This is a genomic window from Streptomyces guryensis, assembly GCF_021261325.1.
GTDB lineage: Bacteria > Actinomycetota > Actinomycetes > Streptomycetales > Streptomycetaceae > Streptomyces > Streptomyces guryensis.
In genome coordinates, this window is the sequence record NZ_JAJSBI010000008.1 from 122,715 (window position 1) to 135,395 (window position 12,681).

Here is a 12,681-nt window from a genome sequence, read left to right on the forward strand (position 1 = left end):
CCCTGCCCCTCTTCTTCTGCGGCCCTACGACCCCAGGATCGACGCCAGGAACTCCCCCACCCAGCCCAGCAACTCCCGCCCGACCAACGGCTTTCCGCCCACCTTCGCCGTCTTCGGGCGCGGGACCAGCACCTGGTGGACCGCCGGCTTGATGACGGTCCCCGGGTAGAGGCGCTTGACCCTGAGCTCCTGGGACTCCCTCAACTCCACCGGCGCGAAGCGGATGTTGTTGCCCTGCAGGACGATCTCGCCGACCTCGCAGGCGCGGGCGAGCATCCGCAGGCCCGCCACCAGCAGCAGGTTCTCCACCGGTTCGGGCAACTTGCCGTAGCGGTCGACGAGTTCCTCGCGTACGGACTTGATGTCCTCCTCCGTGTTGGCGGAGGCGATGGCCCGGTAGGCCTGGAGGCGGAGCCGCTCGCCGGGGGCGTAGTCGTGCGGGACGTGCGCGTCGACGGGGAGCTCGATCTTGACCTCCAGGGGCGGCTCCTCCTCCACCCCGCCCTCCAGGGAGGCCCGGTAGTCGGCGACCGCCTCGCCGACCATGCGGACGTACAGGTCGAAGCCGACGCCCGCGATATGGCCGGACTGCTCGCCGCCGAGCAGGTTGCCGGCGCCGCGGATCTCCAGGTCCTTCATCGCCACGTACATGCCCGCGCCCATCTCCGTGTGCTGGGCGATGGTGGCTAGCCGCTCGTGGGCGGTCTCCGTCAGGGGCTTCTCCGGCGGGTACAGGAAGTAGGCGTACCCGCGCTCGCGTCCACGCCCCACCCGGCCGCGCAGCTGGTGCAGCTGGGAGAGGCCGAAGTTGTCACCGCGCTCCACGATCAGGGTGTTGGCGTTGGAGATGTCGATGCCGGACTCGACGATCGTGGTCGAGACGAGGACGTCGTACTTCTTCTCCCAGAAGTCGACGACCACCTGTTCGAGGGTGGACTCGGACATCTGGCCGTGGGCCGTCGCGATCCGTGCCTCGGGGACGATCTCGCGCAGGCGGGAGGCCGCGCGGTCGATGGACTCCACCCGGTTGTGGATGTAGAAGACCTGGCCCTCGCGCAGCAGTTCACGGCGGATCGCCGCGCCGATCTGCTTCTCCTCGTACGGCCCGACGAAGGTCAGCACCGGGTGGCGCTCCTCCGGCGGGGTGGTGATCGTGGACATCTCGCGGATGCCCGTCACCGCCATCTCCAGGGTCCTGGGGATCGGGGTCGCGGACATCGTCAGTACGTCGACGTTCGCGCGCAGCTTCTTCAGCTGCTCCTTGTGCTCGACGCCGAAGCGCTGCTCCTCGTCGACGATGACCAGGCCGAGGTCCTTGAACTTCGTCTCCGAGGAGAAGAGGCGGTGGGTGCCGATGACGACGTCCACCGAGCCCTCGCGCAGGCCCTCCAGGACGGCCTTCGCCTCGGTGTCCGTCTGGAAGCGGCTCAACGCCCTTACGTTGACCGGGAATTGGGAGTACCGCTCGCTGAACGTCCCGAAGTGCTGCTGCACCAGCAGGGTGGTGGGGACGAGGACCGCGACCTGTTTGCCGTCCTGTACGGCCTTGAAGGCGGCCCGGACCGCGATCTCCGTCTTGCCGTAGCCGACGTCGCCGCAGATCAGCCGGTCCATCGGGACCGACTTCTCCATGTCGTCCTTGACCTCGGCGATGGTGGTGAGCTGGTCGGGCGTCTCCGCGTACGGGAAGGCGTCCTCCAGCTCGCGCTGCCAGGGGGTGTCCGGACCGAAGGTGTGGCCGGGGGCCGCCATGCGCGCGCTGTACAGCCTGATCAGGTCGGCCGCGATCTCCTTGACGGCCTTCTTCGCGCGTGCCTTCGTCTTGGTCCAGTCGGCGCCACCCAGGCGGTGCAGCGTGGGGGCCTCGCCTCCGACGTACTTGGTGATCTGCTCCAGCTGGTCGGTGGGGATGTACAGGCGGTCGCCGGGCTGGCCGCGCTTGGCGGGGGCGTACTCGACGACCAGGTACTCGCGGGTGGCGCCCTGCACCGTGCGCTGCACCATCTCGATGTAGCGGCCGACGCCGTGCTGCTCGTGGACGATGTAGTCGCCCGCCTCCAGGGTGAGCGGGTCGATGGTCTTGCGGCGGCGGGCCGGCATCCGGGCGCCGTCCTTGCCGGCCGCCTTCTGGCCGGAGAGGTCGGTCTCGGTCAGGACGGCCAGCTTGAGCGCCGGGTCGACGAAGCCGTAGTCGATCGAGCCGCACGCCACGTGCACGACGGACGGGGAGATCGCCCCGAGCTCGACGTCGAGGCGGGCCGCGATGCCCTCGCCGCCCAGCACCTCGACCGTACGGGCCGCCGGGCCGTGGGCCTCGGTGACGTACACCGTGCGCCAGCCGTCGGCGAGCCAGCCCTTGGTGTCGGCGAGGGCCTTGGCGGTGTCGCCGCGGTAGGTCTCGGGGGCGTGCATGCCGACCTTGAGGGTGTCGGCGTCGAGTTCCTCATCGGCCGCGAACGGCGAGACCGACCACCACATCATGTCCAGTTCGCGCGCCCGGTCCCGTACGTCCGCGATGGACCAGAGCGAGGCCGCGCCGACGTCGATCGGGGCCTCGCCGCCGCCCGCCGTCGCCGCCCAGGACGCCTGCAGGAACTCCTGGCTGGTGGCGACCAGATCGGCGGCACGCGTGCGTACCCGCTCCGGATCGCAGACGACGGCCATGGCGCCCTTGGGCAGGACGTCGATCAGCAGCTCCATGTCGTCGACCAGGACGGGGGCGAGGGACTCCATGCCCTCGACAGCGATGCCCTCGGCGATGTTGCCGAGCAGTTCGCCGAGCTCGGGGTGGAGTTCGGCGAGGGTGCGGGCACGCGTGCGTACGTCGTCCGTGAGCAGGAGTTCACGGCAGGGCGGCGCCCACAGGCCGTGATCGGCGACTTCCAGGGAGCGCTGGTCGGCGACCTTGAAGTAGCGGATCTCCTCGACGTCGTCGCCCCAGAATTCCACGCGCAGGGGGTGTTCCTCGGTGGGCGGGAAGACGTCCAGGATGCCGCCTCGTACGGCGAACTCGCCGCGCTTCTCGACGAGCTCCACGCGCGCGTACGCGGCCGCGGCGAGGGATTCCACGATCTCGTTCAGGTCGGCGGTCTGCCCGGTGCGCAGAGCCACCGGTTCCAGGTCCCCGAGGCCCTTGACCTGCGGCTGCAGCACCGACCGTACGGGCGCCACGACGACGGAGACCGGGCCGGTCTCGGGATCGTCGGGGCGGGGGTGGGCCAGGCGGCGCAGGACGGCGAGGCGTCGTCCCACGGTGTCGCTGCGGGGGCTCAGCCGTTCATGCGGGAGTGTCTCCCAGGACGGGTAGTCCACGACGCCGTCCGGCGGCAGCAGTGAGCGCAGGGCGGCGGCCAGGTCCTCCGCCTCGCGTCCCGTCGCCGTCACCGCCAGCACGGGGCGGCCGGTCTCGCGGGCGAGGGCGGCGACCGCGAAGGGGCGGGAGGCGGGCGGGCCGACGAGGTCGACGTGCATGCGGTTGCCGTCTGCGGCCGCCTTGACGGCTTCTGCGAGGGCGGTGTCCTTGACGACGGCGTCGAGCAGACCGTGCAGGCTCATTCGGGGCGGCTTTCGTCCGGGGGTGGGCAACGCGAATCGCCCGACGCGGTGACCGGGCCGGGGGTCTCCAGCGTACGTCGGCGTCGGCGCTGGTGCCGGAGGCTGTGGACAACGTCCGCCGCGGGGGCGCCGGGCCCCGGCTTTTCTCGCCCCCGCCGCCCCTTCCCGTCCCGTCCCTGGGGGCTGCGCACCCCAGACCCCCGCTTTCGGCCTGAACGGCCTCGTCCTCAAACGCCGGACGGGCTGAAAGCTCAAACGCCGGACGGGCTGAAAGACAAAGGACGCCGGACGGGCCGAAAGACGAAAGACAAAACTGCCCGGTGCCGGTGAGTCCCCCAGGACTCCCCGGCACCGGGCGCTCCCCCGCAACCCCCGTGTGCGGTGGCTGTGACCGATCGCTACTCGGTGGCGATCGCGTTCAGTACGTTCATCCGGCCCGCCCGGAACGCCGGGATCAGTGCCGCGAACAGGCCCACGAAGGCCGAGCCGATGAAGACGCCGATGATCGTCGGCCAGGGCACTTCGAGGGTCTTCAGGCCCTCCAGGGCGAGGAGTTTCTGGGCGGTTGCGCCCCAGCCCATGCCCAGGCCCAGGCCCAGCAGTGCGCCGAACAGGGCGATCACGACCGACTCCATGCGGATCATGCGGCGCAGCTGGCGGCGGGAGAGGCCGATGGCGCGCATCAGACCGATCTCACGGGTCCGCTCGACCACCGAGAGGGCCAGGGTGTTCACCACACCCAGGATCGCCACGATGATCGCGAGTGCCAGCAGGCCGTAGACCATGTTCAGGAGCTGGCCGATCTGGTCCTTCAGCTCCTGCTTGTAGTCGGTCTGGTCCCGGACCTCGTACTGCGGGTACGGCTTCAGCGCCGTCTTCAGGGCCGCGTATGCCTGCTTCTCCTGGCCGTCCCTGGCCTTGGCGAACATGATGACGTTCGGCGGGATCTTGCCGGCCGGGAGGTACTTCTTCATCGTCGCGATGCTGGTGTAGCGCGCACCCTGGTCGATGGCGACGTCGTCGTCGGTGATGGCCGCGACCTTGAGCCTGGCCGTGGCGCCGCCCTTGAAGGCGACCGAGAGGGTGTCGCCGACGTGCACGCCGTGCTTCTTGGCGTACTTGGAGCCGACCGACATGGCGTCGGTGCCGTAGGCGGCCGTGAGGGTGCCGGCCGTGGTCGCGCGGCGCAGGTCCTGGGCGTAGGACGGGTCGGCGGCGGTGAGGCCGTCGGTGTCCTTCTGCCCGTCGGGCGAGGTCAGTGTGGCGTCGAGCTGCTTGTAGCGGGTGACGTGGGCCAGGCCCGGTGTCTGCTCCATGGCCTTCTCGGCCTGCGGGACGATCCGCTGCTTGCCCTGGACGATGAAGTCCGCGCCGACCGACTTGTCCAGCTCGCCCGTCGCCGAGGCGACCATCGAGGAGCCGACCACCGACAGGCAGGCCACGAGTGCCAGGCCGATCATCAGGGCCGCGCCCGTGGCACCCGTACGCCTGGGGTTGCGCAGCGCGTTGCGCTCGGCCATGCGGCCGACCGGACCGAAGGCCCGCAGCAGCACCGCGCTGATCACCCGGACGACCCCGCCGGCCAGCAGCGGGCCGATGACCACGAAGCCGATCAGGGACAGTACGACACCGAGGCCCAGCATCCCCGATCCGTCGGTCGCCTTCTTCGCCGAGGCCGCCGCGTACAGGGCGGCCCCTCCGGCCCCGGTGAGGACGAGCCCGATCAGGGCGCGTACCCAGCCCGCCCTGCCGTCGGCCGGCGTACCGGCGTCGCGCAGTGCGGCCATCGGGGAGACCTTGCCGGCGCGGCGGGCCGGCAGGTAGGCGGCGAGGACGGTGACGACGATGCCGAGGAGCATGCCGGCCAGCGGCGTGGTCCACTTCACCGTCAGGTCCCGCGTCGACAGGTCCATGCCCATCGACCCCATGAGCTTCATCAGGCCGACCGCGATACCGACACCGGCCCCGACGCCGAGCGCGGATCCGACGACCCCGAGCAGCGTCGCCTCGACCAGCACCGAACGGTTGACCTGCTTGCGGGACGAACCGATCGCCCGCATCAGGCCGATCTCGCGGGTGCGCTGGGCGACCAGCATCGAGAAGGTGTTGATGATCAGGAAGATGCCCACCAGGAACGCGATCCCGGCGAAGCCGAGCATGGCGTACTTGATGACGTTCATGAACGCGCCGACGCCCTTGCGGTTCTCGTCGGCGTTCTCCTTGGCGGTCTGCAGCTTGTACGTCCCCGTACCGAGCGCCTGCGCCATGTTCTGCTTGAGCTGCGTGTCGGAGACGCCGGCCGCGGCGGTGATGCCGATCTGGGTGAACCGGCCGGTGGCGCCGAGCAGTTCGCGCTGTGCGGTGGCGGTGTCGAAGTAGACGACGGCGGCACCGGGGTTGGTCACCTTGAAGGTGGCGATGCCGACGATCCTCGCCTTGAAGTCGCCGGTCTGCGCGATGGTGCGCAGTTCGTCGCCCATCTTGAGGTGGTGCTTGTCGGCGGTGTCGGCGTCGACCATCACCTCGGTCGGCCCGCGCGGGGCGTGCCCGGAGGTGATCTCCATCGAACGCAGGTCGTTGCTGGTCCAGTTGCCGGCGATGGTGGGTGCGCCGGTGCTGGATCCCATGTTGTCGTTGTGGCTGTTGACGACGGTCACGTTCATCGAACTGACCCCGCCCTCGGCCGACTTGACGCCCTCGGCCGTGCGGGCCCGCTGCAGCACGGAGGCGGGCAGCGACTCGGGCACCCCGTTCTGCGGTGTGTCGTCGCTCTTCGCGGCCTTCGGGGAGACGGTGACATCGGACGCGGTGACCGCGAACAGCTTGTCGAAGGTGGTGTTCATGGTGTCGGTGAAGACCAGCGTCCCGCAGACGAAGGCCACCGACAGCAGCACGGCTATCGCCGACAGGGCCATCCGCCCCTTGTGCGCGAAGAAGTTGCGCATCGACGTCTTCAGCACGGTCATGACGTGCGCCCCCGGGCGTCGAAGTCCTTCATACGGTCCAGGACGGCGTCCGCGGTCGGCTTGTGCATCTCGTCGACGATCCGGCCGTCGGCGAGATACAGCACACGGTCCGCGTACGAGGCCGCCACCGGGTCGTGCGTGACCATCACGATGGTCTGCCCCAGCTCGTCGACCGACCTGCGCAGGAAGCCCAGCACCTCGGCTCCCGCACGGGAGTCCAGGTTTCCGGTCGGCTCGTCACCGAAGATGATCTCGGGCCGCGCTGCGAGCGCACGGGCCACGGCGACGCGCTGCTGCTGGCCGCCGGAGAGCTGGGTGGGCCGGTGCCTGAGCCGGTCGGAGAGCCCGACCGTGTCCACGACCCGCCCCAGCCACTGCTTGTCCGGCTTACGGCCCGCGATGTCCATGGGCAGCGTGATGTTCTCGAGCGCGTTCAGCGTCGGCAGCAGGTTGTACGCCTGGAAGATGAACCCGATCCGGTCCCGGCGCAGCTTGGTGAGCTTCTTGTCCTTGAGCCCGGTGATCTCGGTCTCGTCGAGGTAGATCTGCCCCGACGAGACGGTGTCGAGCCCGGCCAGGCAGTGCATGAGGGTGGACTTGCCGGACCCCGAGGGGCCCATGATCGCGGTGAACTGCCCACGGGCGATGTCCACATCCACATGATCGAGGGCGACGACACGGGTCTCCCCGGCCCCGTACGCCTTCACGACCTGCCGCGCCCGCGCGGCAACGGCCGTACGCCCTCCAGTGCCCCCGTGCCTGGGAATGGTCACGGCCGAAGTCATGGTATTTCTCCTATGTCGGTTACGAAGGTGACGCACGATTGCTGCGTCGGCCCGGTCCTGCCGGTCGTGCTGTGCTGGTTACGCGGTTGAGTCTGGCGCCGGAGAGGGGTCCGGCGCGCTGGTGCCCGGCACCCTCTTGTGCTGGGGAAAACCCCACCCCCGCCGGTTCGGTCAACCACCCCTCACCGGCTCCCCAGCGGCGTAAGACCAGGTTAAGGACGGCCTCGGCCGCTCTCCTCCTCCGACGGTACGAACCCTCCCCGGGCCGTAGTACGGAGGAACCCCTAGGGGCAGTCCACCGACGGGTGGAGACGTTCTCGGGGTTGCGGTCCACCCACCGGCCCAGTCAGCTTCCACCCTCCCGTCGCGTCAGGGTCAAGTGGGAAGCTGTCCGGCGGCGGACAGATGCAAGGGGAAGGAATCCTGTGGACCAGGGGGAGACGGACATACGGACGGCCGCAACCGACCGGATGCCGGACACACGCAGACGCGGCGCCGTGGTCGCCGCGCTCATGCTGGCCATGGCGCTCGCCGCCCTCGACGCCACGATCGTCTCGACGGCCGTCCCGCAGATCGTCGGTGACCTGGGCGGCTTCTCGGTCTTCTCCTGGCTGTTCTCCGGCTATCTGCTCGCCGTGACGGTGACGCTCCCGGTGTACGGCAAGCTGTCGGACACCTTCGGCCGCAAGCCGGTCCTGATCGCGGGCGCGGCGGTGTTCCTGGCCGGTTCGCTGCTGTGCGCGGTGGCCTGGAACATGGGCGCGCTGATCGCTTTCCGCATCCTCCAGGGCCTGGGCGGCGGGGCGCTCCAGGGCACGGTCCAGACGCTCGCCGCCGACCTCTACCCGCTCAAGGACCGCCCGAAGATCCAGTCCAAGCTGTCCACGGTGTGGGCGGTGTCGGCGGTGGCCGGCCCGGGCGTGGGAGGCGTCCTGGCCGCCTACGCCGACTGGCGCTGGATCTTCCTGGTCAACCTCCCCATCGGCGCGTTGGCGTTGTGGCTGGTCGTCCGCCATCTGCACGAGCCGGAAAGGGAGTCCACGGGCCGCCCCCGTATCGACTGGGCGGGCGCGCTGGCGGTGTTCGCGTGCGGGGGCGTCCTGCTGACGGCCCTGGTGCAGGGCGGGGTGGCCTGGCCCTGGCTGTCCGGACCCTCAATCGCCTTGTTCGGTACGGGACTTGCGCTGGCCGGCGTCGTGGTCGTGATCGAACGCCGGGCCGCGGAACCGATCATCCCGGGCTGGGTGTGGCGCCGCCGTACGATCGCGGCGGTGAACCTGGCGTTGGGCGCACTGGGGTTGCTGATGGTGGCCCCGTCCGTCTTCCTGCCGACGTACGCACAGTCGGTGCTGGGCCTGGCCCCGGTGGCGGCCGGCTTCGTCCTCTCGGTCTGGACGCTGAGCTGGCCGGTCTCGGCGGCCCTGAGCCAGCACGTGTACGGACGCATCGGATTCCGCAACACGGCCATGCTGGGCATCGGAATCGCGGCGCTGCTCCTGTTCGCGTTCCCGTTCCTGCCCTACCCGGGCTCGGCCTGGCAGCCGGCCCTGCTGATGCTGCTGTTGGGCGCGGCCCTGGGCCTGTTCCAACTCCCGCTGATAGTCGGCGTGCAGTCGACGGTGGGCTGGGCGGAACGCGGCACGACAACGGCATCGGTCCTCTTCTGCCGCCAGACCGGCCAGACCGTCGGCGCCTCGGTCTTCGGCGCGGTCGCCAACGGGGTGCTGGCCTCGCGGCTGGGCGGCGCGGGCGACCTGGACTCGGTGACGCGGGGCCTGGGCGCCGGTGCGGTCCCGGAGACCACACGGCGGGCGATCGCGGACGCGGTGCACGCGGTGTATGTGGGCGCGGGGTGCGCGGCGGCGGTCGCGTTCCTGGTGCTGCTGTTCTTGGCGCCGAGCCGCTTCCCGGTGCTCCAGGACTGATGGTCCGACGGGGGCACCAGCCGCTCCCCGGCCGCAAAAGTCCGAGTTAACGCGGGTAACACCGCAGGTCAGAATAGTAAGCGCATACCGACCGGCCAGTTTGGTGAAAACGTCGCGCGGCCTGAAACCGGCGAGTAGCGTGCGTGGCTCCGCACGCCCCCCAACCTCCCTGCGGTCCCCCGCACAGGACCCGAGCCACGCAAGGAGCACCGGGATGTCCTACGACCGGTCCCCGTCGCACCCGTACCGCCATGCACCCGAGAACACGTCCCTGCCGTACGAGGCCACGTACCCGTGGATGCCGCCCACCCCGCCGCCGCCCGAACCGGCCGGAAGGCGCCGCCCTCCGCAGCCCGCTCTCGGGCACCACAGCGACCTGCGGATCCTGCGCAGCGCACACCGCTGGCAGCGGCGCACCGCCACCTTCACCGCGCTCGGCTACTTCACGCTGTTCCTGATCCTTTCGGCGTTCGCACCGTCGTTCATGACGACCACCGCCATCGACGGGCTGCCGACCGGGCTGCTGCTGGCCCTGCTCCAGATACCCGTCACCTGGCTGGCGATCGCGCTGTACGAGCACACGGCCCGCCGCTACGTCGACCCGATCGCGGACCGCATCCGCAAGCAGTCCGAGCTGGACGCCAAGCGGGAGGCGGCACGATGACGACCGGATTCAGCGGAAACGCCCAGGCCATGTCCCTCGTCGCCTTCTCCACCGTCGCCGCGATCACCCTGCTGCTGTGCGTGATGACCGGCCCGGACGGCGACGACCTCGACGAGTTCTACACCGGGTACAGCTCCCTCTCCCCCATGCGCAACGGCCTCGCGATCGCCGGCGACTACATCTCCGCGGCGAGCGTGCTGGGCACCGGCGGCGTGATCGCCCTGTGCGGCTACGACGGGATCGCGCTGGCCCTGAGCACCGCCCTGTCGCTGATGCTGCTGATGTTCCTGCTGGCCGAACCCCTGCGGAACGCGGGCCGGTTCACGATGGGGGACGCGCTTGCCCGCCGTATGCCGGGCCGGGGAGTGCGGATCACCGCCTGTGTGGTGACCATCGCCGCCCTGCTGCCGCTGATGCTGGTCCAACTGGCGGGCACCGGACAGCTGTTGGCTTTCATCCTCGGCTTCTCCGGCGACTCCCTGAAGACCGGCTGCATCATCGGGCTCGGCGCCCTGATGATCAGCTATGCGGCGATCGGCGGCATGAAGGGCACCGCCCTCATCCAGATCCTGAAGATCGTGATGCTGCTCGGCTCGGGCGCCGTGGTCGCCCTGCTGGTACTGCGGCGCTTCGACTGGGATCCGGGCGCCCTGTTCAACGCGGCCGCGGCACAGAGCGGGGTCGGGTCCTCCTTCCTGCACTCCGGCGTCGAGTTCGCCGGCAGCCCCACCCCCCGTCTGGACATGATCACTTCGGAGCTCACGATCGTCGTCGGGGGCGCCTGCCTGCCACACGTCACCATGCGCATGTACACCGCGCGCAGCGCCCGTCAGGTGCGGCGCTCGATGTCGTGGGCGGTGTCGTCGGTGGTGCTGTTCGTCCTCATCATGACGGTCGTCGGGTTCGGCGCCACCGCCCTGATCGGCCGGGCGGTGATCGCACAGGCCGACCCGCAGGGCAACACGGCCTACCTGCTCGGCTCACGGGCCGCCTTCGGTACGAACGTGTCGGCGCCGGAGACCTTCCTGTTCACCACCGTCACCACGGCGATCTTCCTGACTCTGCTCGCCTCGGTCGCCGGGATGATCCTCGCCTGCGCCAACTCCCTCGCCCACGACGTCTTCGCCACCCGCGTGCGGGAGATGTCGGAGCGCCGCGAGATGCTGCTCGCCCGGGTCTCGGCCCTCGCGGTGGGCATCCCGGCGATCCTGCTGGCCACCCTGGTCCAGCACCGCAGCCTGCAACCTCTGGTGACCCTGTCCTTCTGCCTCGGCGCCTCCGCGATCGCCCCCGCCCTGGTCTACAGCCTCTTCTGGCGCCGCTACACCCGTTTGGGCCTGCTGTGCACCCTGATCGGCGGCACGCTCGCGGTCCTGCTCGTGATGCCAGGCACCAACCTGGTCTCCGGCTCCCCCGTCTCCGCCTTCCCCGACGCCGACTTCAACTGGTTCCCCTTCACCACCACCGGCCTGGTGACGATCCCCCTGGGCTTCGCCTTCGGCTGGCTCGGCACGGTGCTCTCCGGCCGCCGGGCATCGGAGGAACAGCGGCACCAGTACGAGGCGGTGGAGGGGTGGATCCTGGCGGGGGCGGTGCGCAGGGGCGGGTGACGGGACGGAACACGGATGACCGCGGTCGGCGGGTCGGCACATGCACGCCGGCGGCCGGCGGGACCGACGCGCAGCTGACCGTGGCCGTCGGGACCGATGCACAGCTGACCGTGGTCGGCGGGACGAAGGCGCGGTCGGTGCCAGGCGCCTCCGTCCCGCCCGTCACTCCCCCGGGGCCGACCCCGTCAACGCCGTGAGGCTGTTGCGTACGTTGTCCATCTGCACCTGCATCTCGTCCGCCCGCTCGCTGTGCTTCTGCAGCTCCTGCTCCGTCTCCCGGGCGATCTGCTCCTCCCGCAGCCGCGCCGCCGCGAGGATCTCCGCGGCGCGCGCGTTCGCCTCCTCCTGGCAGCGGTGGGCGTACTCCTCCGCGTCCATGAACTCCCGCTTCGCCTCGGTCAGTTCGGCATCCGCCCGAGCCGCCCGCCCGGCGTGCCGCGCATCGTGTGCCGCCGCGCGCTCGGCCTCGGCCTGCTCCACCTCGTCCCACCGCTCGGCGAACTCCTTGGCCTGCTCGGCGAGTTTCACGGTGGCGCGCTGCCGTGCCTCCCTGAGCACGCACAGCAGGTCACCCCGGCCCTCCTTCAGCGCGCGCCGGGCACCGATGCGGATCTCGTCGGCCTCGGCGCGTGCCACCATGAGCCGCTGACCAGCGTGTTCCTCGGCGTCGGCGCGTACGGCGTCGGCGTGCGCCTGGGCGGCGTCGAGCACGCTGCTCGCGTGCGCCTGCGCCTCCCCCACCAGCCGGTGAGCCTCCTGCCGGGCGCGCTCCCGGACCGCCGCGGCCTCCGCCTGCACCATCTGGAAGAGATGCCGGGCACCCTCCCCGAGCGCCTCGTACGTCTGCGGGGACAGCTGCGACACGGTCTCCTGCAGCAGCGCGGCCTCCGCCTCCATGTCCTTGGCGAGCACGGTGAGCCGGGCCGCCCGCTCCCAGGCGGCATCCCGGTCCAGGGAGAGCGCCTCGGCGAAGACTTCGACCTGTTCGGGACAGTAACCGCGCCCCCGAACGGCCCCGAAGCCATGGGGCGAGATCGGTGTGCTGCTCATCCTGGAACCCCTCTCCGCCGAACTCTCCGCCGTACGGGCGCGCAATGATGATTTCGCGCACATCTTGATATATCGGGCAGAAGTGTTCATAACGCGACACTCCGTACGCGGATCGCGATCGGCGTA

7 protein-coding genes are annotated in these 12,681 nt (G+C 70.3%); 3 read left to right on the forward strand and 4 right to left on the reverse strand.

The genetic code is table 11. From position 1 onward, the window contains the following. Positions 1 to 24 precede the first annotated feature (24 nt). The 3 genes from mfd to LJ657_RS18120 all read right to left on the reverse strand — a co-directional run bounded on the left by mfd (position 25) and on the right by LJ657_RS18120 (position 7,306). Positions 25 to 3,555: a transcription-repair coupling factor gene (gene mfd / locus LJ657_RS18110; protein WP_232649654.1), complete on the reverse strand. Its 3,531-nt coding sequence runs from the start codon at positions 3,553 to 3,555 to the stop codon at positions 25 to 27. Positions 3,556 to 3,953: 398 nt separating this feature from the next. Further along, on the reverse strand, positions 3,954 to 6,521 hold the full coding sequence (locus LJ657_RS18115) for an ABC transporter permease (protein ID WP_232649655.1): 2,568 nt from the start codon (positions 6,519 to 6,521) through the stop codon (positions 3,954 to 3,956). Then, the gene (locus LJ657_RS18120) at positions 6,518 to 7,306 is read right to left on the reverse strand and encodes an ABC transporter ATP-binding protein (protein ID WP_232649656.1); all 789 of its coding nucleotides are present in this window, start codon (positions 7,304 to 7,306) and stop codon (positions 6,518 to 6,520) included. Before LJ657_RS18120 ends, LJ657_RS18115 begins: the two co-directional genes overlap by 4 nt. A 470-nt stretch (positions 7,307 to 7,776) precedes the next feature. On the opposite strand from LJ657_RS18120, the gene LJ657_RS18125 reads away from it, so the two are divergent. From LJ657_RS18125 to LJ657_RS18135, 3 genes are all read left to right on the forward strand, one after another. After that, positions 7,777 to 9,231, forward strand: coding sequence for an MFS transporter (locus tag LJ657_RS18125; protein WP_232649849.1), 1,455 nt, complete (start codon positions 7,777 to 7,779; stop codon positions 9,229 to 9,231). A 214-nt stretch (positions 9,232 to 9,445) separates the two neighbouring features. Continuing rightward, positions 9,446 to 9,895: a DUF485 domain-containing protein gene (locus tag LJ657_RS18130; protein WP_232649657.1), complete on the forward strand. Its 450-nt coding sequence runs from the start codon at positions 9,446 to 9,448 to the stop codon at positions 9,893 to 9,895. Further along, on the forward strand, positions 9,892 to 11,505 hold the full coding sequence (locus tag LJ657_RS18135) for a sodium/solute symporter (RefSeq protein WP_232649658.1): 1,614 nt from the start codon (positions 9,892 to 9,894) through the stop codon (positions 11,503 to 11,505). Before LJ657_RS18130 ends, LJ657_RS18135 begins: the two co-directional genes overlap by 4 nt. Before the next feature lie 162 nt (positions 11,506 to 11,667). On the opposite strand, the gene LJ657_RS18140 is transcribed toward LJ657_RS18135, so the two are convergent. Next, a complete protein-coding gene (locus tag LJ657_RS18140; RefSeq protein WP_232649659.1) occupies positions 11,668 to 12,555 on the reverse strand; it encodes a cellulose-binding protein in 888 nt (295 codons plus the stop codon). Positions 12,556 to 12,681: the final 126 nt, after the last annotated feature.